General features: G+C 65.2%; 23 protein-coding genes. 11 read left to right on the top strand and 12 right to left on the bottom strand.

Going from position 1 to position 24,651, the window contains the following annotated elements; translation table 11 throughout:
• The 6 genes from mutL to ileS form a co-directional block, all read right to left on the bottom strand.
• A partial coding sequence (gene mutL, locus ACRECX_RS02570) for a DNA mismatch repair endonuclease MutL (protein ID WP_431557250.1) occupies window positions 1-894 on the bottom strand: 894 nt, incomplete at its 3' end.
• A 67-nt stretch (window positions 895-961) separates the two neighbouring features.
• Window positions 962-2,233: a M16 family metallopeptidase gene (locus tag ACRECX_RS02575; protein WP_431557251.1), complete on the bottom strand. Its 1,272-nt coding sequence runs from the start codon at window positions 2,231-2,233 to the stop codon at window positions 962-964.
• Window positions 2,234-2,337: 104 nt separating this feature from the next.
• A complete protein-coding gene (locus tag ACRECX_RS02580; RefSeq protein WP_431557252.1) occupies window positions 2,338-3,693 on the bottom strand; it encodes a M16 family metallopeptidase in 1,356 nt (451 codons plus the stop codon).
• A 256-nt stretch (window positions 3,694-3,949) separates the two neighbouring features.
• Window positions 3,950-4,549 (bottom strand): hypothetical protein, encoded by a 600-nt coding sequence (locus tag ACRECX_RS02585; RefSeq protein ID WP_431557253.1) that lies wholly within the window; start codon window positions 4,547-4,549, stop codon window positions 3,950-3,952.
• A 44-nt stretch (window positions 4,550-4,593) separates the two neighbouring features.
• On the bottom strand, window positions 4,594-5,109 hold the full coding sequence (gene lspA, locus ACRECX_RS02590; RefSeq protein ID WP_431557254.1) for a signal peptidase II: 516 nt from the start codon (window positions 5,107-5,109) through the stop codon (window positions 4,594-4,596).
• 4 nt (window positions 5,110-5,113) lie between these two features.
• Window positions 5,114-8,104, bottom strand: a complete 2,991-nt coding sequence (gene ileS / locus ACRECX_RS02595; protein ID WP_431557255.1) for an isoleucine--tRNA ligase — start codon at window positions 8,102-8,104, stop codon at window positions 5,114-5,116.
• Between the two features lie 73 nt (window positions 8,105-8,177).
• Between ileS and ACRECX_RS02600 the strand changes: the two genes are divergently transcribed.
• Window positions 8,178-8,462 (top strand): hypothetical protein, encoded by a 285-nt coding sequence (locus ACRECX_RS02600; protein ID WP_431557256.1) that lies wholly within the window; start codon window positions 8,178-8,180, stop codon window positions 8,460-8,462.
• Here ACRECX_RS02600 and ACRECX_RS02605 read toward each other — a convergent pair.
• Together ACRECX_RS02605 and ACRECX_RS02610 are read right to left on the bottom strand one after the other, a co-directional pair.
• Complete coding sequence (locus ACRECX_RS02605; protein ID WP_431557257.1) at window positions 8,459-9,469, bottom strand: bifunctional riboflavin kinase/FAD synthetase; 1,011 nt, start codon at window positions 9,467-9,469, stop codon at window positions 8,459-8,461. The genes ACRECX_RS02600 and ACRECX_RS02605 overlap by 4 nt on opposite strands.
• 20 nt (window positions 9,470-9,489) lie before the next feature.
• A complete protein-coding gene (locus tag ACRECX_RS02610; RefSeq protein WP_431557258.1) occupies window positions 9,490-9,948 on the bottom strand; it encodes a MaoC family dehydratase in 459 nt (152 codons plus the stop codon).
• Window positions 9,949-10,193: 245 nt separating this feature from the next.
• Here ACRECX_RS02610 and ACRECX_RS02615 point away from each other — a divergent pair, with 245 nt between their 5' ends.
• Together ACRECX_RS02615 and ACRECX_RS02620 are read left to right on the top strand one after the other, a co-directional pair.
• The gene (locus ACRECX_RS02615; RefSeq protein WP_431557259.1) at window positions 10,194-10,583 is read left to right on the top strand and encodes a response regulator; all 390 of its coding nucleotides are present in this window, start codon (window positions 10,194-10,196) and stop codon (window positions 10,581-10,583) included.
• A 41-nt stretch (window positions 10,584-10,624) separates the two neighbouring features.
• Complete coding sequence (locus ACRECX_RS02620) at window positions 10,625-11,074, top strand: hypothetical protein (protein WP_431557260.1); 450 nt, start codon at window positions 10,625-10,627, stop codon at window positions 11,072-11,074.
• A gap of 3 nt (window positions 11,075-11,077) precedes the next feature.
• On the opposite strand, the gene ACRECX_RS02625 is transcribed toward ACRECX_RS02620, so the two are convergent.
• Window positions 11,078-11,950, bottom strand: coding sequence for a TIGR01459 family HAD-type hydrolase (locus ACRECX_RS02625; protein ID WP_431557261.1), 873 nt, complete (start codon window positions 11,948-11,950; stop codon window positions 11,078-11,080).
• 202 nt (window positions 11,951-12,152) lie between these two features.
• Here ACRECX_RS02625 and ACRECX_RS02630 point away from each other — a divergent pair, with 202 nt between their 5' ends.
• From ACRECX_RS02630 to ACRECX_RS02645, 4 genes are all read left to right on the top strand, one after another.
• Window positions 12,153-12,857 carry a hypothetical protein gene (locus ACRECX_RS02630; RefSeq protein WP_431557262.1) on the top strand — a complete coding sequence of 235 codons (705 nt, stop codon included), beginning with the start codon at window positions 12,153-12,155 and terminating at the stop codon, window positions 12,855-12,857.
• Between the two features lie 41 nt (window positions 12,858-12,898).
• Window positions 12,899-13,126 carry a helix-turn-helix domain-containing protein gene (locus tag ACRECX_RS02635; protein WP_431557263.1) on the top strand — a complete coding sequence of 76 codons (228 nt, stop codon included), beginning with the start codon at window positions 12,899-12,901 and terminating at the stop codon, window positions 13,124-13,126.
• Window positions 13,127-13,241: 115 nt separating this feature from the next.
• The gene (locus tag ACRECX_RS02640; RefSeq protein ID WP_431557264.1) at window positions 13,242-13,592 is read left to right on the top strand and encodes a hypothetical protein; all 351 of its coding nucleotides are present in this window, start codon (window positions 13,242-13,244) and stop codon (window positions 13,590-13,592) included.
• Between the two features lie 212 nt (window positions 13,593-13,804).
• Complete coding sequence (locus ACRECX_RS02645) at window positions 13,805-14,119, top strand: hypothetical protein (protein ID WP_431557265.1); 315 nt, start codon at window positions 13,805-13,807, stop codon at window positions 14,117-14,119.
• A 15-nt stretch (window positions 14,120-14,134) separates the two neighbouring features.
• On the opposite strand, the gene ACRECX_RS02650 is transcribed toward ACRECX_RS02645, so the two are convergent.
• Entirely contained in the window at window positions 14,135-15,652 is a 1,518-nt protein-coding gene (locus ACRECX_RS02650; RefSeq protein WP_431557266.1) for an EAL domain-containing protein, read from the bottom strand.
• Between the two features lie 241 nt (window positions 15,653-15,893).
• On the opposite strand from ACRECX_RS02650, the gene ACRECX_RS02655 reads away from it, so the two are divergent.
• The 3 genes from ACRECX_RS02655 to groL all read left to right on the top strand — a co-directional run bounded on the left by ACRECX_RS02655 (window position 15,894) and on the right by groL (window position 18,525).
• Window positions 15,894-16,337: a hypothetical protein gene (locus ACRECX_RS02655; protein ID WP_431557267.1), complete on the top strand. Its 444-nt coding sequence runs from the start codon at window positions 15,894-15,896 to the stop codon at window positions 16,335-16,337.
• Between the two features lie 166 nt (window positions 16,338-16,503).
• A complete protein-coding gene (gene groES, locus ACRECX_RS02660) occupies window positions 16,504-16,791 on the top strand; it encodes a co-chaperone GroES (protein WP_431557268.1) in 288 nt (95 codons plus the stop codon).
• A 90-nt stretch (window positions 16,792-16,881) separates the two neighbouring features.
• On the top strand, window positions 16,882-18,525 hold the full coding sequence (gene groL, locus ACRECX_RS02665; RefSeq protein ID WP_431557269.1) for a chaperonin GroEL: 1,644 nt from the start codon (window positions 16,882-16,884) through the stop codon (window positions 18,523-18,525).
• 174 nt (window positions 18,526-18,699) lie between these two features.
• On the opposite strand, the gene ACRECX_RS02670 is transcribed toward groL, so the two are convergent.
• Together ACRECX_RS02670 and ACRECX_RS02675 are read right to left on the bottom strand one after the other, a co-directional pair.
• Window positions 18,700-22,425, bottom strand: a complete 3,726-nt coding sequence (locus ACRECX_RS02670) for an autotransporter-associated beta strand repeat-containing protein (RefSeq protein ID WP_431557270.1) — start codon at window positions 22,423-22,425, stop codon at window positions 18,700-18,702.
• 12 nt (window positions 22,426-22,437) lie between these two features.
• Window positions 22,438-22,800: a hypothetical protein gene (locus ACRECX_RS02675; protein ID WP_431557271.1), complete on the bottom strand. Its 363-nt coding sequence runs from the start codon at window positions 22,798-22,800 to the stop codon at window positions 22,438-22,440.
• A 668-nt stretch (window positions 22,801-23,468) separates the two neighbouring features.
• On the opposite strand from ACRECX_RS02675, the gene ACRECX_RS02680 reads away from it, so the two are divergent.
• A complete protein-coding gene (locus ACRECX_RS02680) occupies window positions 23,469-24,608 on the top strand; it encodes a helix-turn-helix transcriptional regulator (protein WP_431557272.1) in 1,140 nt (379 codons plus the stop codon).
• Window positions 24,609-24,651: the final 43 nt, after the last annotated feature.

Here is a 24,651-nt window from a genome sequence, read left to right on the forward strand (position 1 = left end):
CACCTCCTCCGGCGGTACGGTCAGGAACAGCGCCAGCATGGGATAGCGGCCGCGCGGCACGAGATCGCCATAGGCGGCGCGCAACGTGCCGGCGAGAAGCTTGTCGCGCACCGGGCGGCCGTTGACCTCGAGGTAGAGCTGCAAGCCGTTCGGCCGGTGCAAGGTCGGCAGTCCGGCAAAGCCTTCGACGGCGAGGGTCGCGCGCGCGGCCCTCACGGGGAGCGCGTCGGCGACGAAGTCGGACCCGAGGATGCGGCCAAGCCGCGCTAGGGCATGATCGAGCAATCCTGGCTGGCAGGATTCGAGGCGAAGCGTGGTGCGGCCCTCCGTGGCGAGCGAGAAGGCGATCTCCGGATGGGCGAGCGCAAGACGCTTCACGGTGTCGGCGATCGACGCGGTTTCCGCGCGCTCGGACTTCATGAATTTGAGCCGGGCCGGCGTGGCGTAGAACAGATCGCGGACCTCGACCTCGGTGCCGGCCGCCAACGCCGTTGGTCTCAGCCCCGACTTGCGGCCTGCGTCGACGGCGATCTCATAGGCTTCGCCGGGCCCTCGGGCGCGGCTCCTGATTGCGAGTCTCGCCACCGCGCCGATGGAGGGCAGCGCCTCGCCGCGGAAGCCGAGAGTCTGGATGCGAGAGAGATCGTCATCCGCGAGCTTTGAGGTGGCGTGGCGCTCGACGGCGAGGGCAAGGTCGGTCGGCGTCATGCCGGCGCCGTCGTCGATGACCCTGATGAGGCTCAAGCCGCCACCGGTGGCCGCCACGTCGATGCGGGAGGCACCGGCGTCGATGGCGTTCTCGATCAACTCCTTGACGACGCTTGCCGGCCGCTCGACGACCTCGCCTGCGGCGATGCGATTGACGAGGTTCGGCGGCAGCTGACGAATGGCCATCGCATGCCTCCGCTGGCGCCGGACCGGCGCGCCCGCAGTCTACCCGATTCTAGGACGTGAGAAGCGCCTAGCCGGGGGCGCCTTCCCGCGCCGTCCCCGCCGGTTCGACCGGCTTGCCGACGATGATGGTGATGAGCCGGTCGGCGTCGATCATGCGCTTGGCAACCCGTTTGATGTCGTCGAGGGTGACCGTTTCGATCAGGGCGTTGCGCCGTTCGACATAGTCGGCGCCGAGATCCTCGATCTGGATCCACAAGAGCTGGCTGGCGATGCTCGTGGACGATTCGAACCTGAGCGCATAGGCGCCGGTCAGATAGCTCTTGGCGCTTGCAAGCTCCTCGGCGCTTGGCCCGTGTTTGGCAAGCCGCTTGAGCTCTTCCTCGATCACGGCGAGCGACTGACCCACCGCCTCGTTCTTGGTGGCCACATTGCCGATGAATACGGCGCCGTGCTGATAAGGATAGAGGTTGGAATAGACCGAATAGGCGAGGCCGCGCTTCTCGCGCACTTCCTCCATCAACCGGGAGGAGAACCCGCCGCCGCCGATGATGTAGTTGAGCACGTAGGCCGGGATGAAATCGCCGTCCTTGCGCGAGATGCCGCGCTGGCCGAACTGCGCCACCGACTGGGGCACGTCCATGACGATGATTTCGCGCTCCGGTCCCACCGGCGGGGTTGCATCTGCCACCGCCTCCAGCTCCGAATGCTCCGGCAGATCGCCGAACAGCGTGTCGAGCGCCTTGCCGAGCGTCTCCGCGTCGATGTCGCCGACCACCGTAATCAGGAGCTTGTCGCGCGCGAACACGCGGCGGACGTAATCCCTGAGATCGTGGGCGGTGATCGCGGCGATCGACTCCCGCGTGCCCTTGACCGGGCGGCCATAGGGATGATCGCGAAACGCAAGCCGATCCCAGGCGAGCGACGCCACGGTCTCCGGATCGTTCTCGTCGAACTTGAGCCCCGCCAGGATCTGCGCACGCACGCGCTCCAGCGCATCCGCATCGAAGCGGGGCTGCGACATGGCGAGCCGCGCGAGCTCGAACACCTCGTCCTTGTTCGCGGTCAGGGTCTGCACGTTGCCGAGCATGACGTCGCGCCCGGCGTCGAAGTCCATGCGCATGGCGAGCGCCTGCTCGCGCTCCTGGAAGGCCGTGGCGTCGAGATCGCCGGCGCCCTCGTCCATCATCGCCGTCACGAAATAAGCGACGCCCTCCTTGCCAGGCACGTCCTGTGACGCGCCGCCGCGAAAGGCAAAGCGGACGGCGATCAGCGGATTGGCGTGGCTCTCGACGAGCCAGGCCTTGATGCCGCCGGGGCTCGTAACCTGTTGAATTTTCATGCCGCTACCTTGAGCCGCGGTGGAAACCAGCAGCACGGCCGCAGCCAGCGAGGCGCCAAGCCGCACTGCCAGGGAAGAGAACCAAGGACGACCCATCATCGCGGCTACGACTTGCCATTCCCGGCCGCCGCGGCGGGCTTCGCACCAATGCTGCTCGTATATTCAGGTGCCGGCATGAGAACCCCCGTGACCGAGTTGTTATCAACAAGATACTTGCGAGCCACGGCGCGAATATCGTCGACGGTGACCTGCTTCAGCCGCTCGGGCCATTGCTGGACGTCCGCCACGGTCATGCCGGCCGACAGCCGCCAGCCATATTGCCTCGCCATGCGCGAAATCGAATCGGCGTTGTAGACGAACTCGGCGATGTGGGCGGCGCGGGCCCGGTCTAGTTCGGCTTGCGTCACGCCCTTCTCGCGGAGCTCGTCGATCACGCCGGCCATCGCCGTCTCGATCTCCTCCACCGTGTGCGCATCGCCGGCGATGGCGTAGAAGCCGAGGCGGCCGGAATCGAGACCGGAGTCGGTGTACCAGCCGCCCGCGCTCGCCGCCGCCTTCTGCTGCACCACGAGTCGCTTGTAGATGCGTCCGGTCGAGCCGTTGGTGGCGATGCGCGCCAACAGGTCGAGCGCTTCGGCTTCGCCCGGGTCGGCGGAGGCGTAGCTCGGCACGATGTAATAGCGCTGCACCGTGATGCGGCCGGCGCGCGGATCCTCCAAGGTCACCTTGACCGGTGCTGCGTGCTCCGGCTCCTTGGGACGCTGGCGCGGATTCATTTCGCCGCCCACAGGGATCTTGCCGAACGTCTTCTCGGCGAGTTCTTTCACGCCGTCAGGCTCGACGTCGCCGGCGACGATAAGGATCGCGTTCTGCGGCGCATAGAAGCGGCTATAGAAGGCGAAGGCGTCCTCGCGGTTCAACCCCTCGATCTCATGCTGCCAGCCGATAATGGGAATGCCGTAGGGGTGATTGCGGTAGAGCGCCGCCATCATCTGCTCTTGCAGGATGCTGCCTGGATCGTTGTCGACGCGCGAGCGGCGCTCTTCGAGGATGACATAACGCTCGGTTTCCACATCCTCCTCGGAGAGGCGGAGGTTGACCATGCGGTCGGCCTCCATCTCCATCACCTCCTCCAGGCGATCCTTGGCCACGCGCTGGAAATAGGCGGTGACGTCGTGATTGGTGAAGGCGTTATCGTCGCCGCCGATCCTGGCGATGATCTTCGAGAAGGCGCCGGTCGGAATGCGCTCGGTGCCCTTGAACATGAGATGCTCGAGAAAATGAGCGATGCCGGAGGCGCCCGGTGGCTCGTCCGCCGCGCCCGCCTTGTACCAGACCATCTGCGTCACGACCGGCGCGCGATGGTCGGGGATGACCACGACGTGGAGGCCGTTGGCGAGCTTGAACTCGTGCACCTGCTCGGGCGCGGTCTCAGCGGCGGCGACAGCGGCGACGGCCATTGGGGCGAGGCTCATTCCGAGGAAGACCAGGCCAGTGCGCGGGTCTAGTGCGGCCATGAGCTGATCTATCATCCATTCCACCATTGATCGGGGCCCGGGGTTAACAAGCAACAAAATAAGGTCGGGGGAGCGCTGAGGTTAACCGTCCGCCGACCTTTGTTCCACATGTCACCCCTTGCAGCCGGGTTTTCAAGCCAAATCATCGTCAAGCCGAATCAATGCAATTCCGCGGCCAGTCGCGGAATTGTGCGGTTCGCTACCAGCCGGCCTGATTGCCCGACGGATTCGACATCCCCTCGTAGGCGTCAGACGTTGTCTGCGGTCCCTCGGGAGGCCGCTCGGGCAGCGGCTCTTGCGGGACATGGGGCGTGAGGGGCTTCGGCCGCGATTCGGCGACCGCGTTGCTCTCGGGCAGGCGATCGGAGGCATCCGGCTCGGGCACGTCGGGGACCGGCTCCGTTTCGCTCTCCGACCCCTTGAACAGCTTGTCGAGGAGGGTCGGCTTGCCGGCATAAGGATTGGTCGGGTTGGCGGCAGCCTGGATCTCGGCCTTTTTGGCCTCCTGCTCCTTGGCAACGCGCTTGCGCACCTTCTCCGGATCATCCGGCCAGTCCTGGCGCGCGGTGACGGCGCTGCCTTGGCCTGGCGAGGGTAGGCTCTGCACACTGGGGGGAACCAGGAGCGGCGGGCGCTCGGTCATTTGCACGTCCGGTTCCTGACGATCGCCGGAGACGCCCATATAGTCGAATACTTTGCCTTGCAGCTCGACGCCGCCGCCGCAACCGCCCAGCAAAGCCACGCAGGCGAGCACACCCGCGAGCTTCAAGATCCGGTCAGCGCAAGCTGTGGCTGTCAAGTGCCCCAACGCTCCCTCAGGATCCGGCCAACTGCCGGATTCGCTTACATTTTGGTGGGGTTTCCGACCTTTTTATGACCCCCGAACAACGAGTCATATAGGAGTCCGAGTACCCCGGCAACTATGGCCACGTCGGCGATATTGAACACGTACCATTCGAAGCCGAAGGCGTGAAAAGCGAAGAAATCCGCCACCGCGCCGTAGACGATGCGGTCGATGGCGTTGCCGATGGCGCCGCCGATAATGAGGCCGATGGCGGCCGCCATGAGGGGCGAGGTCACCCTCGCGAGCCACACGATGAGGGCGAGGCTCGCGGCAAAGGCAAAGACGATCAGCCCCCAGCGTCCAAGTGCGCTGTCCTGAGGGAGCAGCCCATAGCTGATGCCCTTGTTCCACAACAGCACGAGGTCGAGGAACGGCGCGACGGTGACTACGCCCTTGGCGCCGATATCGTAGACGTGGAGCATCCAGGCCTTGTGGGCCTGGTCGGCCAGGATCACGAGGGCGGCGATGGCAAGCCCGAGCGGCGACAGCGGTCCCCAAAGCCAGCGGCGGAGCATGGCGCTACCGGGCCCCGCGGGTGCGGGCATCGAACTGACGCACCGCCGCCGCATCGCGCGGCGAAAGCTCGGGGAACTCGGGGTCGGCCCCAATATCGGGCAGGATCTTCCACGACCGCGCACACTTCTTGCCGCGGGCGCGCGCGAACACCACGGCCACGGACGGCACATCCTCGAGCCGGAAGGCGTCGTCAGGTCCCTTCTCCGCAATCAGAGTGGCGCCGCTGGTGATGGCGATCTCGGCGAGATCGATCCCTCGCAGCGCCTCGCGCAGGCTCGCGTCGGCGACATAGACCTTGGGCGCCGCCTCGAGGCTCGAGCCGATGCGGCCCTCCTTGCGCTCGATCTCCAGTGCGCCGGTCACCACGCGACGCACGGCGCGGACCTTCCTCCATTTCTCGGCGAGCGCCTGGTCGCGCCACTCGGACGGCATGTCGGGGAACCGGCGCAGATGCAGCGAGCCGGTCTCCTTGGGGTAGCGGGTGAGCCACGCCTCCTCCATGGTGAAGCACAGCATGGGCGCTAGCCAGGCGGTGAGCGCGGAGAACAGGCGGTCCATGACGGTCAGCGCGGCGCGGCGTGTCACGCTGTCATACGGCTCGCAATAAAGCGCGTCCTTGCGGATATCGAGATAGAACGCCGACAAATCGTTGACGCAGAAATTGAGCAGCGCGTGGAAGATGCGCTTGAAGTCGTATTCGGCGTAACTCTCGCGCACGAGCGCATCGAGCTCGGCAAGGCGCGCCAGCATGTAGCGTTCGAGCTCCGGCATGTCCGCGTAAGCCACGGTGAGCCGCTCCTGGTAATGGGCGAGATTGCCGAGCAGGAAGCGGAGCGTATTGCGCAAACGGCGATAGGAATCGACGTTGGCCTTGATGATGTCGGGGCCGATGCGCAGGTCCTCGGCGTAGTCGGAGCTCATGGCCCATAGCCGCAAGATCTCGGCACCGGATTGGCGTATGACGTCCTGCGGCGCGACGACGTTGCCGAGCGACTTCGACATCTTGCGGCCGTCCTCGTCGTTGACGAAGCCGTGGGTCAGCACCTGTTCGAAGGGCGCGCGGCCGCGCGTGCCGCACGACTCAAGAAGCGATGACTGGAACCAGCCGCGATGCTGGTCTGAGCCTTCGAGATAGAGCGACGCCGGCCAGGCAAGGTCGGGGCGCTTTTCCAGCACGAAGGCGTGGGTCGAGCCTGAATCGAACCAGACATCGAGAATGTCGTCGACCTTCTCCCAATCGTCGGGGTTGTCCACGAGGCCCGACAGGAAGCGCTGCTTGGCGCCGTCCACGAACCAGGCGTCGGCGCCCTCGCGTCCGAAGGCCTGCACGATCCGGTCGATCAGCTCGGCCGAGGGATTGAACTCGCGGCGCGGGATGACCTCGCCGGTCGTCTTGTGCACGAACACGGTGATCGGCACGCCCCAGGCGCGTTGCCGCGATACCACCCAGTCGGGCCGCGTCTCCACCATGCCCGTGATGCGCTTCTCGCCCTGTGGGGGCACAAATTGCGTCTCGCCGATCGCCTTCAACGCCCGGGCGCGCAAGGTGTCGCCGCCATCGACGGCCCGGTCCATGGCGATGAACCATTGCGGCGTGGCGCGGAAGATGACCGGCTTCTTGGAGCGCCACGAATGGGGATAGTCGTGCTTGCAGCGTGACCTGGCGATGAGCGCGTTGGCCGAGATCAGGGCCTGAACCACCGCCTCGTTGGCGTCGCCGAATTTGCCCTTGTCGTCGACCACGCGCTTGCCTTCGAAGCCCGGCGCATCCTTGGTGAAGAAGCCGGCCTCGTCGACGGTGAAGGGGATCGTCTTGTCAATCTGGCGCTCATGTAGGAGCCGCTCGTTGGCGGTCCACACCTCGAAGTCGTCGACGCCGTGCCCGGGGGCCGTGTGCACGAAGCCGGTGCCGGCGTCCTCGGTCACGTGCTCGCCGGCAAGCAGCGGCACCATGAAGCGGTAGTCCGTGGCGCTGCGCAGCGGATGGGCCGCCATGGAATGACGCAGCATTTCGCTCGTCGCGTCGCCGAGCCGCCGCCACCCTTCGATCCGCGCGGCGGTCTTGATCGTGTCCGCCAAGGTGTCGGCGAGGATGAGCCGTTCGCCGACCTTGGCCCAATTGCCCTCGGGCGCCTGGGTGATCTCATAGAGGCCGTAGGCGATCGAGGGCGAGTAGGAGATGGCGCGGTTGCCGGGGATGGTCCACGGCGTCGTCGTCCAGGTGACAACGGAGGCGTGCTGCAAGGCTTGCGGGTCCGGATTGTCGGCGCTCGCGAACATGATCGGGAACTTGACGTAGATCGCCGGACTCTCGATCTCCGCATACTCGACCTCGGCCTCGGCGAGCGCGGTACGTTCCACCACGGACCACATTACGGGCTTGGAGCCGCGATAGAGCAGCCCGTTCATGGCGAACTTCATGAGCTCGCGGGCGATGGTCGCCTCCGCGTCGAAGCTCATGGTGGTGTAGGGATGATCCCAGTCGCCCTCGACGCCGAGGCGCTTGAACTCCTCGCGCTGCACGTCGAGCCACTTCGCCGCCTCGTCGCGGCATTCGCGGCGGAAGGCGATCAGCGCGCTCGTGTCCGTTAGGTCGGGCTTGGCCTTGCCCTTGGCGCGGTAGTTTTCCTCCTCGACTTTCCACTCGATGGGCAGGCCGTGACAGTCCCAGCCGGGCACGTAGTTGGCGTCCTTGCCCATCATCGCCTGGCTGCGGGTGATGACATCCTTGAGGATCTTGTTGAGGGCGTGGCCGATATGGAGGCGGCCGTTGGCGTAAGGCGGCCCGTCATGGAGGATGAATTTCGGCCGCCCCATGGCCTCCTCGCGCAACCGGTCGTAGAGGCGCATCTTGGCCCAGCGCGCGAGCAGCTCCGGCTCCTTCTGCGGCAGGCCGGCTTTCATGGGGAAGTCGGTCTTGGGCAGGAACAGCGTCTCGCTCCAGTCGCGGCCGGTCTGCACCTTGAGCGGCGACGGCCTGGTCTTCGGCTTCACGGCTTGCGGCTTCTTGGCCGCGGCTTTGGCGGCTCGCTTGGGCTTTGGGAGTTTCCGTGGCCTAGCCGTCGTCTTGGACCTTCCCGGCGCCTTGGGCTTTGCCGGCGCCTTTGCCTTGCGGGCCATCTTTGGCTTCGTCGCCTTCGACCGGGGCTTTGGCGCGTTGGACTTCGCAACCGACCTGGCGGTCTTGGGCTTGACGGCCGGCTTCTTGGCCGGCTTGCCCTTGCGCGCGGATCCCTTGCGCGCGGACACGCCAGACCGCACGGCCTTGGCGGCCGGTTTGCCGCTCTTTCTTTTCCTCACCATGGTCCTTGCTTTCGCCCAGAAGCCTAGAATCGCCCGCGAGGCGTTCTAGCAACCGGCCCTGCCACAATCCAGTGTCCGCTCGGCCAGCGCTTCGCCCAGAGTGAACCGCCGCATGGGATCGTCGGCATCGATTGCGGTTAGCACCCTACGGGCGCTCTCGCAGTCTGCGGCCATCTGGGCGGCGAGCGCGTCCGCGCTGTCGAAGGCATGATCGGGCCGCAAGAAGTCGATGAACTCGACCTCGACCTCCTCGCCGTAGAGGTCGCCGGTGAAATCGAGGAGGAAGGCCTCGAGCACCGGCTCACTTTCGCCGAAGGTGGGGCGCGGACCGACATAGCCCGCGGCGTGGTGGCGTTGCCCCCGATGATGGACGCGCATGGCATAGATGCCGTGACAGACATCCTGGCCCGGCGCGAGCTTGAAATTGAGGGTGGGAAAGCCGAGCCCCTTGCCGCGACCCGCCCCCTTGCCGACCTCACCGCGCGCCCGCCACCAATAGCCGAGCTGCTCGGCCGCCGCCCTCACCTCTCCTTTGCGGAGATGGTCGCGGATCGTGCTCGACGAGAAGGTGACGCCTCCCTCCAGGGTGACGGGAGCCACGACGTCGAGGCCAAAGCCCACTGTTCTGCCGATCCTCGCCAATTGCTCGACATTGCCCCCGCGCCCCTTGCCGTAAGTAAAGTCGTAGCCGACCACGACATGGCTCGCGCCGAAGCTTCCCCCAACCACATCGGTGGCGAAGGTATCGGCGGGGAGCGACGACAGGACCGAGTCGAAGGTGAGGACGAAGGTCTGGTCGAGGCCGAGTGCCTCGAGCAGCTCGAGTTTCACCGGCAGCGGCGTCAGGCGGAAGAACGGCTGGTCAGGGGCGAAGAACTCACGCGGGTGCGGCTCGAAGATGACGGCGCCGGAGCGGCGGCCTTCGGAATCAGCGATGCGCTTCGCCGCGCTGAGCACCGCTTGGTGGCCGCGGTGGACACCGTCGAAATTGCCGATGGCCAGAACCGCGCCTTTGAGAGCCGGCGGCACATCCCGCCAGGAGCGGACAATGTCCATCGCTGATCCTTGCCCGCCACCTATTGGCGCGGCGCCCGGCGGTCGACCATCATCGTCGCCTCGCCCTCGAGCACGGTCTTGCCGTTGACGGAGCAGTCGCAGGCGAGCGTGACTCGGGACTTCTCGGGATCTACGGCCGTGACCTTGCAGGTCGCCACCACTTCGTCGCCGATATACACAGGGGCGCGGAACTTGAGGCCCTGGGAGAGGTAGATACAGCCGGGACCTGGCAGCTTGGTGCCGAGCACGGTGGAGAACAGGGCACCGGTCAGGAAGCCGTGGGCGATGCGCTTCTTGAAGATGGTGCCGGCCGCGAAGTCGTCGTCGAGATGGACCGGGTTGACGTCGCCGGAGAGCGCGGCAAAGGCGCTCACGTCCTCGTCGGTGATGGTCTTGGCGACGCTCGCCTCCATGCCCGGGGCAAGATCTTCCAAGTAGTAGCCGTGACCGAGGCCCATTTTGCCGTTCGCGATGTTCATGATTCTGCTTTCCCTGCTGACGATTATGCGAGTGGCGCAAAATAGCGAAGGCATTGCTGCACTGCAATAAGTGCTTGGCGGGCGCCGCAGCCCACCGCGGGTACTGGGCTTAACCCTCCATTCACGGCCAATCCTTAATCTCAGGTCGTCTTTTCCGCCGGTTTTCGGACAGGCAGGGCAGGCGTACGTCCGCGGGTGCATAAGCCGCCAGGGCGCCAAAGGCTCGTGAGGAGCGGAGGAAAAAAATGGCTTTAGACCATAGCATGCCGGTGCTCGTCGTCGACGACTACAAGACGATGATCCGTATCATTCGCAATCTCTTGAAGCAGCTCGGCTTCGCCAATGTCGATGAGGCAAGCGATGGAACCGCGGCGCTCAACATGATGCGCGAGAAGCAGTACGGGCTCGTCATCTCCGATTGGAACATGGAGCCGATGACGGGCTACGAGCTGCTGCGCGAGGTGCGCGCTGACGACCGGCTGTCGCGCACGCCGTTCATCATGGTTACGGCCGAATCCAAGACTGACAACGTGATCGCGGCGAAGAAGGCCGGCGTGAACAATTACATCGTCAAGCCGTTCAACGCGGCGACGCTCAAGGCGAAGATCGACGCCGTGTTCGGCGAAACGGCTTGAGGCGGGATTTTTCGGGGCATTTTTCAAGCGGGGACTTCCAAATGGTGCGGGGTGGGGCAACCAAAGCGAGGCGTCCGCGCCGCGCCGCGGCAAAGCGCGATGAAAGCAGTTATTCGGTTGCGGCGGAGATCACGCTCCTCCTGAACACGCTGCGTGAGCTTGCGGCAATCAGGGCCACGGCAGAGGACGCCGCGGCCCGCATCCTCGATTCCGCCGAGGGACTGTTGGCGCTCGCCGACAAGGAAGAAGCCAAGAAGGCCGAGGACGCCATCCTGTCGATTGTCACGGCTTGCGGGTTCCACGACCTCGTCGGCCAGCGGGTCACCAAGATCGCCGAAACCCTCGACCACGTGATCGCCACGCGGCTCAACGGTGAGCAGCCCGGATGGCAGGCGCCGGCCGCGCCACTCGTGGAGATCGTGCTCGAAGGCCCGGGTCACCCCGGCGCAAGCCAGGCGCAGATCGACGCGCTGTTCCGCGACAAGAACTAGGCCTTACCAGACGAGCGCATGGGTGGCGGCAAGCGGTCGCTTGCTCGCCCCAGCGAACAGTTCGGCGATGTGGAGCGCATCGAGGGCCGTGCCCCCCTCGCCCGGCGCATGCAGCGCGCTCGCCACGAACACCGCATCGATGCCAAAACCTTCCGCGCCGGCGATATCGGTGTTGACCCCGTCGCCGATGGCTAGGACCTCATGCTTGCCAATCTCGCGCCCGGCGAGGCGGGAGATCGTCTCGAGCGCAAGTTCGTAGACCGGCGGGTGCGGCTTGCCCGCATAGAGGACGCTGCCGCCCATCCTCTCGTAAACCGCCGCCAGCGCGCCGGCGCAATAGACGAGCCGGTGGCCGCGCTCGACCAAATGGTCGGGATTGGCGCAGATCATCGGCAGCCGGCGCGCCGCGAGTTCCTGCAATAGCTCGACATAGTCGTCGGGCGTCTCGTTGTCGTCGTCGAACGGCCCGGAGCAGACGATGAGCTCGGCGTCCGGCCAGTCGGCAAGGGTCACATCGAGGCCGGTGAAGATCGGCCGGTCGCGCTCGGGCCCGAGATGGAACACGCGCGCGCCCTTGTGCTTGCCAAGCTCGTGGCGCGTGAGGTCGCCCGAGGTGACGGTGATGTCGTAGGCGTCGTCGGGCACGCCGAAATGGCGGAGCTGCTGCTGCACGGCGGGGCTCGGCCGCGGCGAGTTCGACAGCAGCACGACGATGCCGCCCGCCTCGCGAAAGGCGCGGGTAGCGGCCGTGGCGCGGGGAAAGGCGCTGTGCCCGTTATGCATGACGCCCCAGATATCGACGAGCCAGGCGCGATAGCGCGAACCGATCTCCTTCAGCGACTCGACGACGGGGATGGCGGGGGCGCTCACGGTCATGGCGCCCGGTTAGAGGCTCGGGCCAAGAGGGTCAAGCGCGGCGGATTGCGGTGCTTTGTCCCCTGCCCTCCGCTCCCGCTGTGAGGGGCCTCACAAACGCGGCCCCGCCCGCCCCCCAGCTAGAGAGCAGAAGCACTTGGCTCAATCCACGGATAGGCATAATATTTATGCCTAATAGGTTAAACACGCAAAGGACCCCATCATGCCCAAACACAGCCCCCGCACCCTCGTCACCTTCCTGCTCGACCGCACCGGCTCCATGGAGCCGATCCGCGACGACACCATCGGCGCGTTCAACGCCTATCTCGACGGCTTGCAGAAGGACGGCGCGGCAATCGACTTCACCTTCCTCCAGTTCGACTCGATGAGCATCGACAAGATCTGCGTCCAGGTTCCGGTCCGTGAGGTGAAGCGGCTGACGCGCGAGACCTACGAGCCGCGCGCCTCGACGCCGCTGATCGACGCCGCGTACAAAACGATAAAGGCGGTGGAGGAGTCGCTGAAAGACTCATCAGAGACCAAGGCGGTGATCTGTTTCCACACCGACGGCCAGGAGAATTCCTCGACTGAGTATCGCTGGGACGAGCTCAACGCGCTGATCAAGGAGAAGGCCAAGCTCGGCTGGCAGTTCAACTTCATGGGCGTCGGCATCGACGCGTACGAGCAGGGCGCGCGCATGGGCATCGCCCCGCAGGCGACCGTGGCCTACGACCACCAAGATCCCGCCGCGACCAGGGCCGCGTTCGTCGGCAGCGCAGACAGCGCGAGACGCTACGCGACAGGCGCCGCCCCGACCACCGCCTATGCACCGGCGGAAAAAGCCGCGGCCGGCGACCGTTTCGGCGGCGTGGTGCAGAAAGCGAAGCGCGTGTTGAAGAAGGCGATCGTCGACGATATCAAATTGTAGTGGCCCGCAGGTCGAGATACGCAAGTCCATTCGGGGCCTCGGTGAGCGTGGCGCTCGCCGAGGCGCGCATGACCCAGACCGAACTTGCCGCCAAGACCGGCCGGTCCACGGCCTATGTCAATCAGCTGATCACCGGCCACAAGAAGCCGTCGCCGGAGTGGGTCGACCTCATCGCCGACACGCTGAACCTCGACCCGGAGCAGCGCCAGGCGCTGCACGTGGCGGCCGCCAAGCAGCACGGCTTCAAGCTCGACCTCACCAAGAAATAGCCGCGCGGGGCGATCGGGCTCGGCCAAAATCGTGATCGGGGGCGGGCTTGCGCCGGGATAACCCCAGCCCCACATACCCGGCGCCGGGGGACGGTCAGCAATAGGAGACGGAGAGATGTCTGACCCCCTAAAGACTGCGTTCCCGCGTAAGACTGCCTTGTTTGCCGGTGCCATTGCCCTCAGTTTTGGCCTGTTCGCCGCCTCGGCCCATGCCGGGCCGGCGGTCTCTGGGCTGGACGGGCTCAAGAGCCCGGGCATCGAGGCGCAGACGGTGGCCTCAAGAACCTATAAGAAGCGCCGGATCTATATCGGCCAGAACAATCAGCCGAGTTATCCGAGCAATCCGGACTACGCCAAGGAGCCTTACATGCCCTTTGGCGGCAGCGATGAGATTCTGGAGCTGCAGCGGCGCTTCCCGCAGACCAACTGGCCGCAGAGCATGCGCTATTTCCCTAACACGCCTTAATCGAGACCCTTCGAGTTCGTCGACAATTCGCAGCATTTTGCACGAAGCGCTCTGACGGTTCTTAGAGAGATTCCGGGCAAAAGACTCCCGCGTGGCCTGGAGACCCGAGCCGGCCCACGGCTCGGCGCTCCGGCCGCGGGAAGCGCTCCCCTCTACCAATTGGGCCGCCAGCATGCGCAAATAGCGCCTCTTCCGATTCGGAGATTAGAGCCATGGCCCACTCCCTCATTAAAGCGACTGTCGCAGCCTTTGCGTTCGGTGCGTTTGGTTTGGTCGTTCCGGTGTTCGCGGTTCCCCTGGTCCCGCTTGACGGCACCAGCGCCGTGATCCCCATCATCGACGAGGAAACCGCCGTCGAGGAAGCACTCGAACCCGACGTGATGCTCCCCGGCTCACAAGAGGGCGCGGGTGGAGGTCATCCGCCGGCCGAGTCCGGCGGTGGCGGCGACGGCAGTGCCGGCGAAATCCCGGCGCTAGAGGAGGCCTTCCCCGAGACCAATTGGCCGCCCAGCGACCGTAAAGAGTAACGGGAGAAGGGCGGCTCAGCTCGCGCCGGCATCCTCGAGCTCGCGGGCAAGCACCGTATTCATCGGCTTCGGCTCCGCGAACAGATGGCCTTGCGCCAATTCGATGCCGTGGTCGAGGAGCTCGGCCACGTCGCCTTCGTCCTCGACCTTCTCGATGATGAGCTGAATGCCGAGACCATCGAGGTCGCGCTTCAGGTCGGCGGCGGTGCGCCCGGGCCCTCCCAGAAAGCTCGCGGCGCTGACCTTGACGTAGCGGAAATAGCGGTCGCTCAAGCCGGCGAAGTCGGCTTCGAGATCGGCGACATTGTCGAGGCAAAAGTGATAGCCGAGTGCGCCCAACGTATCGAGGCAGCCGAGCTCGGACTCGGTCAGGCCCAACAGCTCCGGCTGGCTGATCTCGAAGATGAGGCTGTCGCTCAGGCCGCTGTTCTCCTCCATGAACTCGACGAGCTCGGGGAAATAGTCCGGATCGAGCAGCGAGTGCATGGAGACGTTGCAGAACAGCCCTTGCACTTTGGTGTCTGAACCGAGCCGCCGCAGGGCCTGGACGCTTCGCACCAGCAGGACATTGTCGATGAGCGGCATCATGCCGGCGCGCTTGGCCACGGGCACATAGTCGCGGGGCAGGATGAGGTCGTCGTCTGCTGAGGTGATGCGCGTCAGCGCCTCGAAGTAGCGGACCTTGCGGTCAGGCAGGGTCATGGTGGGCTGGAGATAGAGCTCGATCCGTCCACGCTCGACAGCCGTGCGAATCGTGCCCCGCATGACGTCGTCGTTGTCATCGTCGTCGACGAACGCGGCCACGTCGATCTCTTCAACCGCGGGCTCCGGGGTTTCCTCCTGCACCGGGGCAGGAGCCTCGGTTTCGACCGTCTCGGTTTCCGGCTCGGCGGCGAGGATCGTCGCGGCGACGGGCTCTTCCACCGGCTCCTCAAGTTCTTCCGCCTCCTCGATCTCGACGTCGATCTCTTCCACCGCGACGACGGCGGGCCGGATCGGCTCTGGCTCTGGCTCTGGTTCTGGCTCAGGCTCAGGACGACTCGCCGTTGTTGCCGCGACAAAATCGGTCGTCGCCAAGTCGGCGGAGTGGCGCCTCGTCATGCCGGCTTCGAGATCGGCGCGTACCGCCTCGATGCGCGCATAGACGTTGTCGAACTCGCCGGCGAGCTCCTCGGCGCGAGACTGCCCGCCGGTAAGCGCGCCAGGTGCAAGCTCGCCAAGCGCCCGATCGAGCCGCTCGACCCGGTCGGCGAGGAGGTCGAGACGGGCGACGTCGTCCTCGACCCGGTCGATGCGCTGAAGGTCGCCGTCGATAATCTCGAGCGCTTCCTCGATCTCGTCCAGACGGTCGCCGCCACCGCCGCGGGCGCGCGACGGGCGCCCGAGCATGATGAACGACGCCGACATGACGAGAAACAGCGCCGCCGTGGCGATGAGGACGGGGAGCAGCGGCAGGCCCGCCTGAAGCGTCAACCCGGCCGCGAATGCGGCCGCGGTGACGGCCATGGCGATCAGCACGATCAGGTCAAGCATGGCGAGCCCTCCTGAGGCGGCGCCTCGCCTGGCAGACATCGCGACGGTGTCCTGCATTCCTCACGCCACCCCTCGCACGGAATCATGGGCGACAGTCTGCGGCAACGCAACAGCAAATTGGCATACAACTCAATTTGATAGCAGCCAAGCCGCCCAAGGCCAAGCGGGTCTGCCGAGCGAGCGGAGGCGCCGTAGCCGGTGCGCCCTGGCGCGGACACCAGAGCCGTGGCAGAGATATCCCATGCCCAAGCGGGAACCGGCCGATCTCTCCGATAAAGCGACGCTGTTCCAGGCCTATGTCGATTTGATCAACTCGGAGCGCGAGACGATCTGGGCACGCCACAATGCCCTGCTGGTCGCCAATTCGCTGATCGTCGGCGCGCTCGCGCTGAGCCCGACGGCGTTGGCGAGCAGCCGATGGGCGACGATCGCGCTGATTGGGGCAGGCCTTCTCATCAGTATCGCGTGGCTCCTGATCACGGTTCATGGATGGTTGGCGATGCGGCGGCATGCCGAGATCGCCAGCGCGTTCACCTCAGCCCATTTCACCCATTTGCCGAACCCGTTCGCCGACATCACTTATCACCGGTCGGGACTTTGGATTCATTGCCTCGCCCTTGCGGTCATCGGCACCTTCATCCTCATCTATCTCGGGTTGGGCTATGTCCGGGTGTTCCACGTCTAGACAGGCGACTCGAAGTCCGCGACGCGTCGTCCCTCCCCGTAAAAGCTTCCGGCCTGCGTCCGTGTCTTGACAGGGCGCGGCGCGCGCCGGTACAAGCGCGGCTGATTGGCACTCGAATCTAGCGAGTGCTAACGGCGACAGTTCCAGCAAATAGGAGCGAAAATCCATGAAATTCAAGCCCTTGCATGACCGCGTGGTGGTCAAGCGGCTCGAGGAGGAGCAGAAGACCAAAGGCGGCATCATCATCCCCGACACGGCGGCCGAGAAGCCGCAGACCGGCAAGGTGGTCTCCGCCGGGCCAGGCGCCCGCGGCGAGGACGGCAAGCTTGCCCCCATGGGCGTCAAGGCCGGCGACAAGGTGCTGTTCGGCAAGTGGTCCGGCACCGAAGTAAAGATCGACGGCGAGGAACTCCTCATCATGAAGGAGTCCGACATCATGGGCATCCTCGGCTAACACCCCTTCCCCAACACACACCGCGCGTTCTTCGAGACGCCGGCTCAGCCGGCCTCTTGGGGGTGCGGACAAGAACCGGAGAAAATTCCAATGGCAGCTAAAGACGTGAAATTCGCCGCCGACGCCCGCGAGCGCATGCTGCGCGGCGTCGACGTCCTCGCCAACGCCGTGAAGATCACGCTCGGCCCCAAGGGCCGCAACGTGATCCTCGAGAAGTCGTTCGGCGCGCCGCGCTCGACCAAGGACGGCGTCACCGTCGCCAAGGAGATCGAGCTCGAGGATAAGTTCGAGAACATGGGCGCGCAGATGCTGAAGGAAGTCGCCCAGAAGACCAACGACACCGCCGGCGACGGCACCACGACCGCCACCGTGCTGGCGCAAGCCATCGTGCGCGAGGGCCTGAAGGCGGTGGCCGCTGGCATGAACCCGATGGATCTGAAGCGCGGCATCGACAAGGCGGTGGTCGACGTGGTCGAGACCATCAGGAAGCAGTCCAAGGTGGTGAGCGGCTCGGCCGAGATCGCCCAGGTCGGCACCATCTCCGCCAACGGCGAGAAGTCGATCGGCGACATGATCGCCCAGGCGATGAAGAAGGTCGGCAACGAGGGCGTGATCACGGTCGAGGAGGCCAAGAGCCTCGACAGCGAGCTCGAAGTGGTCGAGGGCATGCAGTTCGACCGCGGCTATATCTCGCCCTATTTCATCACCAACGCCGAGAAGATGGTGGCGGAGCTAGAGAACCCGTACATCCTCATCTACGAGAAGAAGCTGTCGGGCTTGCAGGCCATGCTGCCGCTCTTGGAGTCGGTGGTGCAGTCGGGCCGGCCGCTGCTCGTCATCGCCGAGGACGTCGAGGGCGAGGCGCTGGCCACGCTCGTGGTCAACAAGCTGCGCGGCGGCCTGAAAGTGGCCGCGGTCAAGGCGCCGGGCTTCGGCGACCGCCGCAAGGCCATGCTTCAGGACATCGCCGTCTTGACCGGCGGCGAGCTGATCTCCGAGGACCTCGGCATCAAGCTCGAGAACGTCACGGTGCAGATGCTCGGCAAGGCGAAGCGCGTGTCGATCACCAAGGACGACACCACCATCGTCCATGGCGCCGGCAAGAAGCCCGACATCGAGGCGCGCATCGGTCAGATCAAGCAGCAGATCGAGGACACCACCTCCGACTACGACCGCGAGAAGCTGCAGGAGCGGTTGGCCAAGCTTGCCGGCGGCGTGGCGGTGATCAAGGTCGGCGGCGCCACCGAGATCGAGGTGAAGGAGAAGAAGGACCGGGTCGACGACGCGCTGAACGCGACCCGCGCGGCCGTCGAGGAAGGCATCGTGCCGGGCGGCGGCGTGGCGCTGCTATGGGCCTCGAAGGCGCTCAAGACCAAGGGCGACAACGAGGACCAGGACGCCGGCATCAACATCGTGCGCAAGGCGCTGCAATCGCCGATCCGGCAGATCGCCGAGAACGCCGGCGTCGAGGGCTCGATCGTGGTCGGCAAGGTGCTGGAGCAGAAGTCGCCGTCCTATGGCTACGACGCCCAGAACGACGCTTACGTCGACCTGATCCAGAAGGGCATCATCGATCCCGCCAAGGTGGTGCGCACCGCCATCCAGGACGCGGCGTCGGTGGCCGGCCTCCTGGTCACCACCGAGGCGGGCGTGGCCGAGGCGCCGAAGAGGACTGCCGACGGTCATTCCCATGGCATGCCGGGCGGCGGCATGGGCGGCATGGACATGATGTAGGATGTAGGCTGCACACCGGCTGCAATCGCGGCCGATCCAGGCTCAAGACGTGACGAGGGCCGCTCCATCGGAGCGGCCCTTCGCTTTGTAGCCCGGATGGAGCGCAGCGAAATCCGGGGGGCATTCCATCGATTATTCCCGGGTTACGCTTCGCTTCACCCGGGCTACGGCGGCCTACAAGAAGAAGTCGCTCTTCACCAGGCTGCCGATGTTGACGAAGATCTCGAAATCGGCCTTGCCGTCGCCATTGGTGTCGCCCTGGACGATGACCTTCGAGCCCTTGTCCTCGTAGCGCAGCTCGCCCTTCGTGTCGCTGAAGTCGTCCTTGCCGATGAACTTGAACTTGCCGGGAATGCCGCGCAGGTCGATCATGTCGTCTTGGCCACGGCTGAAATCCATGAGCTTGTCGCGCTTGCCGCCGACCACGCTGTCCTTGATCGAGTTGAAGTCGAAGAAGTCGCGGCCGGCATCGCCGAACTGGATATCCTTGCCCCTGCCGCCGGTCAGCACATCGTTGCCGTCGCCGCCGCGCAGGGTGTCGTCGCCGTTGTTGCCGTTCAAGGTGTCGTTGCCGCCGAGACCGAAGATGGTGTCGTTGCCGCCATTGCCGCTGATGATGTCGCGGAAGTTAGTGGCGAAGGGCTGTGAGCCTACCGAGCTTGAGCCATTGATGATGTTGGCGGCAGAATTGCCGGCGATGATGGCGCCGGCGGTGAACAGTTCGACGTCGTTGCCGTCGCCGCCGGTGTAGTCGATGGTGAAGAACCGGTTGCCGATCAGGATCGCGCCGCCCTGGGCAAACGTGCCGACGATCGGGTCGACACCGTCATTGTCGATGATGACGAATGAGGCGGCTCCGGTCAGAGCGAAGCCGAGCGTTCCCTCTAGCGTGGCGTTGGAGAGATTGACCTCGCCGGTTGCAGACACGTGGAGCTGGTCGTAGTCCGTACCCGCCGTGGTGCCGTTTAGCTCGACAGAGAACATCGCCGCTGACGATTGGAAGGTGACGGAATCGGTGGAGAGGATAGCGGTGCTCGCGCCGGGCGCCAAAGTGCCGCCGTTCTGCACCAGGACATCGCCGACCGTGCCGCTGCCGCCAAGCGTGGCGTTGTTGGTGACGAACGTCACAGCGCTGTCCGCGATCGAGCCTTCGACCAGCAGCGTCCCGTTATTGATGGTGGTGTTGCCGGTATAGTCGTTGACGCCGGTCAGGGTCAGAATGCCGACGCCGTTCTTGGTCACGGTGCCGGTGCCGTCGATGACGCCGTCATAGTCACCGGCGAAGGCCTGCGAAAACACCAGGGCGGCATTGTTGAGGATGTCGCCTTGCAGGCTGTTGGTGGTGCCGGTCAAGGTGCCGGCGGCCACGTTGGTGCCGCCGGTATAGGTATTCGCGCCGGTCAAGGTCAGATTGCCGGCGCCCTCCTTGGTCAACGTGCCGCCGCCGTCGATCACGCCGCCATACGTGAGATTGTTGGAGCGGTTGAATTCGAGCTCGCCATTGACGCCGATGAGCACGCCGCCGTCGTCGGTGATCGAGCCGATGGCGCCGCCATTGCCGATTTGCAGGATGCCGTCATTGATGGTGGTGAGGCCGGTATAGGTGTTGGCGCCGGTCAGGATTTCGGTGCCGCCGTCAAGGGTGAGGCCGCCTGTGCCGCCGATGACGCCGCCAAAAGCGCCGTTGGCGTTGGTCAGAGTCAGAGTCTTTATGCCGAGAACAACCGAGCCGCCACCGTCAAGGCTGACGATGTCGGTGCCGGGATCGTCGACGCCGGAGATATTGAAGGTGCCGTCAGCGGTGACGGTGCTGGACTGGGCGATACTGCCAGTGCTGGTCAGCCCCAATGTCGCGCCTTCATCGATGAAGGTGGCGCCATCATAGGTGTTGATGCCCGTGAATGTCTCCGTTCCACCAAGGAGGTCGATCCCGCCGGTGCCGTCGATCACACCGGAGAACGCGGCCGCGGTTGCAGCCGTGAGGGCGAGAGTCTTATCGCCGAGATCGACGTTTCCGCTGCCTTGCAGGTCCCTGATGGACGTGCCGTCGCCAGGCGCGAGCCCGGAGATGTCGAAGGTGGCATCCAAGGCGATATCAACGACGCTCGACTGGGCGATGCTGCCGGTCCCCATCAGCGCCAAGGTGGTTTCGTCGATGTTGGTGGCGCCGGTATAGCTGTTGATGCCGGTCAGGGTGAGCGTGGCGGGACCGGTCTTGGTCAGGGGGCCGGCACCGCTGATGACACCCGAGAACGTGTCGTCGCCCGCGACGCTGGTATCGATGGTGCCGCCGCCGGCGCCGAGGGTGACGGCGTTGTCGAGAGTGAACGCGGCGGTGAGGTCGAGCGTGCCGTCATTGAAGATGACGGCACCGACGCCCACGTTGGTGTCGGCGCCGATCGACAAGGTGGCATCGCCGCTGATCGTGGTCGTGCCGGTATAGGTGTTGATGCCCGAGAAAGTCTGCGTGCCGCCGGTGATCGCAACGCTGCCGCCGGTGCCCATGATGGCGCCGCTGAAGGTGTCGGCGGCGGCGGTGATGTCGAGGGTCTCGTTGCCGAGATTGACCTCGCCGGCGCCGGCGAGGGACGTGATGGACGCGCCGGATGTGGTGCCGTCAATATCGAAGAGGCCGTCGACGGTGACCACGCTCGATTGCGAGATGCTGCCGCTGCCCGAGAGGAATAGCGATCCCAAGGCGTCGATGGCCGTGGCGCCGGAATAGGTGTTGACGCCGGACAGGGTCTGGGTTCCGCCTTCGACGGTGAGCCCACCGCCGATGCTGGAGATGACGCCGGCAAAGGTGTCGTCGGCAGCGGTCAAGGTCAGCGTGTTGACGCCGAGGACCACGCTGCCGGTAGCCGCTCCAGCCAGGCTCGTGATGGAGGCGCCGCCAGTGTGCGCGAGGATGTTGAGGGTCCCGTCTACGGTGACGACCTCGGAGGCCGCGATGCTGCCGCCGGCATTGAGGAACAATTGCGTGCCGGCATTGAGGGTAGTGGCGCCGGTATAGGTGTTGGCGCCGGTGAGTGTCTCGCTGCTGTCGCCGATGAGCGTGAGGCCGCCGGTGCCCTGGATCACGCCGGAAAAGATGGTCGCGGCGAGGGCGTCGGTCAGGGTCAGGGTCTCGTCGCCAAGCTCGACCGTGCCGTTGCCCTCAAGGTCCACGATGGAGGCGCCGGTCGTGGCGGAAATGTCGAAGGTGGCGCCGCCAGCGACGTTTACGACGCTCGAATCTTCGATGCTGCCGGTGGCGCCGAGCGCCAAGGTGCCATCGCTTATGGTGGTGCTGCCCTCATAGGTATTGACGGCGGTGAGATTGACGACGCCGTCGCCGAGCTTGGTGACCCCGCCCGCACCGGTGATGATGCCGTCGAAGCCGAACGGTGAGTCGCCAAGCGCTGTCTTGTTGAATGCGAAAACTGCGCCGGTATTGACCGTGACGTCGGTCATGATCGAGCCGCCGTCGCCAAGCTCGAGCGTGCCGCCGTCGACGGTGGTCGTGCCGCTATAGGTGTTGGCGGCGGAGAGCGTGAGCGTGCCGCTCGTGAGCGCGAGCGAGCCGCCGACGCCGGAGATGACGCCGCTCACGGTGAAACCGTCGCCGTCGGCCACGGTCAGCGTGTTGGCGCCGAGCACGAAGCTGCCGCCGCCGTCGATCGAGCCGGCGGTGATCTGGTTGTCGTTGTTGGTTCCGGTGGTGCCGGAGAAATCGACCGTGCCGGTGCCGGTGTTGACGAATGTGGCGTTGCCGCCATTGCTGGTGCCGAGGAACTGCACCAGCGCGCCGTCCCCGGTTTGGATGAGGGCGCTGCCGGCGGTGCTGGAATTGTTGAACTGCACGAGGCCGTCGTTGAGAATGTCGGCCTGGCCGGCGGTGCTCGTGCTGTTGAAAATCACGAAGCCGGCGTTCTAGATGATGGTGCCGCCGGTGCCGGTATTGTTGGCGGCGGTGCTCGCGCCGTTGAAGGTCAGCGTGCCGTTGCCGTCAACGAAGATGTCCTGGTCGTTGGCGCTGGCATTGGTGATGCCCGTGCCCTGGAAGGTGAAGGCTTGGCTCGAGGCAATGGTGAAGTCGTATTCGTCGGCGTCGGCGTTGAAGGTCCAAGCGCCGACACTGGTGCTCGCGGACGAGAAGGTGAGGCTGGTCGCAAAGAGGAGTTCGTCGATATCAACGAAGATGGCCGTGACGGTCGGCGGCCCGTCGGGCGGGCTCCAATTTGTTAGAAGGTTGTAGTCGCTAGTTGCGCCAACCCAAGTGTTCGTCGCAGCCATCACGCACCTCCCACGTTACTTCCCGCCACGCGCCGCAAAGGCTCCCCCGCCGCCTTAAAGCGCTTATGAATCGCTAAAAGACGCCCTTGAATCGCTAGAAGACGCCTATGAATCGCTATGCTTTTCGGGCTGTTCGCCACCCGTCTGGCGCGTAGCCTAGTGGCTCGGCGCAACCCTGACAACACAGAAATGCGCCGTTAACCAATGATAGAAAGTTGGGGATTCTGCGGAATATTTCGCTTACCGAGACAGATGGGAAGGCAAGCGGCCTTAACACGAAATCGCCTTTGCCGAGGGCGCTGACATCAACCCAAATTTCGATGGTGGCGACGGTGATCGTGTCGCCGGCGTTCGCCTGGCCAGCGCTTCACGCGCGGACAGAGCCCCGTCGCCCGCATCGACGCTGTCGAGGTGGGTGGTAACCGCCAGAGTGGCCATTACCTCTACTCTCTCCGGCAAAGCCGCTGGGGCGCCAGCCAGCGGCCCCTTCACGGGATTGAGCTACTTTTCCAAAAGCTTCCTTTTGGTACCGGCAGATGTTGTAAAAGTTGCGGGCAGTGGGACGGTACACAGTGAGGGGGCTCACAGACTACCCATTCAGGTGGGTCTAGGCTTTTTATGAGGACGATCTGGTAAGCTAACAGCCGGGATTTCAGGCGGTTAACCCCATGCAAGACCGCGAGGCGCAGTTTCTCGACGCTCTCTATCTCGGCGTGCGCGACCGGGCGGAGTTCGATCAGGCTTTGAACGTGCTCTGCACCTTGTTCGAGGTGCCCTCCGCCGTCTTGCTCGATTTCGACGCGGCGCGCCCAGAGGTTTCGGTGCAGGCTGCTATCGGCGTCTATTCGGGTGAGGCCCTTGAGCGCTATCACCGCGATTTCGCTCTGATCGATCCGGCGCCGCCGGCCTTCATTGCACGTCCGGCGGGCACCGCAATTCCCACTCGTCGCCTGCTGCCGGAGGAGTACCGCCGGCCCAGCGCGTTCCTCGGCGAATTCTTCCGCCCGCTCGGTCTCGAGGAGTGTCTGGGCGGGACGCTCGCCTCGACCAACGGCCGCTTCGCCTTGGTCGGGCTGCACCGCGCGCCGGAGCGCAAGGCCTTCGACGATGACGACATCGCCAAGCTTCAAGCGCTCATGCCGCATCTGTCGCGGGCGCTGCAGCTCCGCCGCGCCTTCCTTTCGCTGGATCGCAAGGCGGTGGCTCTTTCGGAGGCTTGCGAGCGGCTGGCGGCCGGCGTGATTGGGTTAGATGACGAGAACCGTTCGCTGTTCGTCAACGCCGCCGCGGCTTCCATGGGGCGGGCCAACGACGGGCTGGCGATCGACCGGCAGGGGCGGCCCTACGTGCTCGACCGCGCCGCCAATCATCGCCTGACGCAGCTCGCGGCCGACGTTAAGGCTGGCGGCGCGGGCGGCGTTGCCCGCATCCCCCGCGCGGGCGGCAAGCCGTCTTATCTCGCCTTCGTCGCGCCGTTCGTGCTCGATGACGGGCTCGACAATGGTAGTCAGGCCAGGCGCGGCGTGCTTTACGTGATCCACGACCCGCTCTCCCGGGAACCGTCGGCGCCTCAGCTGATCGCCGCGCTGTTCAGCATGCCGGTTGCCGCGGCCAACATGGTCGCGGCACTCGCCAACGGCGAGAGCCTCGCGCTCTATGCCGAGCAGACCGGCATCTCCATGAACACGGTGCGCTTTCACCTGAAGACGGCCTACGCGCGGACCGGCACGCGGCGCCAGGCGGAGCTCTTGCGGCTCGTCACCGCGGCCTTGCGCGACCTCGCCGACCACCGGGACGACCGCAGGTGAGAGGCGCGCCTTAGGGCGCAGCGCAAGGCCCGGTCCGAAGGAT

The organism is Methyloceanibacter sp., assembly GCF_050726195.1.
GTDB lineage: Bacteria > Pseudomonadota > Alphaproteobacteria > Rhizobiales > Methyloligellaceae > Methyloceanibacter.

Bases quoted from the DNA above. Each gene is read 5' to 3' on its own strand.
- ACRECX_RS02610 (WP_431557258.1), bottom strand. From the start codon at position 9,948: ATGAACATCGCGAACGGCAAAATGGGCCTCGGTCACGGCTACTACTTG.
- ACRECX_RS02620 (WP_431557260.1), top strand. From the start codon at position 10,625: ATGGTGCGGGGTGGGGCAACCAAAGCGAGGCGTCCGCGCCGCGCCGCG.
- ACRECX_RS02680 (WP_431557272.1), top strand. From the start codon at position 23,469: ATGCAAGACCGCGAGGCGCAGTTTCTCGACGCTCTCTATCTCGGCGTG.
- ACRECX_RS02575 (WP_431557251.1), bottom strand. From the start codon at position 2,233: ATGAAAATTCAACAGGTTACGAGCCCCGGCGGCATCAAGGCCTGGCTC.
- lspA (WP_431557254.1), bottom strand. From the start codon at position 5,109: ATGCTCCGCCGCTGGCTTTGGGGACCGCTGTCGCCGCTCGGGCTTGCC.
- groL (WP_431557269.1), top strand. From the start codon at position 16,882: ATGGCAGCTAAAGACGTGAAATTCGCCGCCGACGCCCGCGAGCGCATG.
- ACRECX_RS02640 (WP_431557264.1), top strand. From the start codon at position 13,242: ATGTCTGACCCCCTAAAGACTGCGTTCCCGCGTAAGACTGCCTTGTTT.
- ACRECX_RS02645 (WP_431557265.1), top strand. From the start codon at position 13,805: ATGGCCCACTCCCTCATTAAAGCGACTGTCGCAGCCTTTGCGTTCGGT.
- ACRECX_RS02655 (WP_431557267.1), top strand. From the start codon at position 15,894: ATGCCCAAGCGGGAACCGGCCGATCTCTCCGATAAAGCGACGCTGTTC.
- ACRECX_RS02675 (WP_431557271.1), bottom strand. From the start codon at position 22,800: ATGGCTGCGACGAACACTTGGGTTGGCGCAACTAGCGACTACAACCTT.
- ACRECX_RS02625 (WP_431557261.1), bottom strand. From the start codon at position 11,950: ATGACCGTGAGCGCCCCCGCCATCCCCGTCGTCGAGTCGCTGAAGGAG.
- ACRECX_RS02630 (WP_431557262.1), top strand. From the start codon at position 12,153: ATGCCCAAACACAGCCCCCGCACCCTCGTCACCTTCCTGCTCGACCGC.
- ACRECX_RS02615 (WP_431557259.1), top strand. From the start codon at position 10,194: ATGGCTTTAGACCATAGCATGCCGGTGCTCGTCGTCGACGACTACAAG.
- groES (WP_431557268.1), top strand. From the start codon at position 16,504: ATGAAATTCAAGCCCTTGCATGACCGCGTGGTGGTCAAGCGGCTCGAG.
- ACRECX_RS02605 (WP_431557257.1), bottom strand. From the start codon at position 9,469: ATGGACATTGTCCGCTCCTGGCGGGATGTGCCGCCGGCTCTCAAAGGC.
- ACRECX_RS02650 (WP_431557266.1), bottom strand. From the start codon at position 15,652: ATGCTTGACCTGATCGTGCTGATCGCCATGGCCGTCACCGCGGCCGCA.
- ACRECX_RS02580 (WP_431557252.1), bottom strand. From the start codon at position 3,693: ATGGCCGTCGCCGCTGTCGCCGCCGCTGAGACCGCGCCCGAGCAGGTG.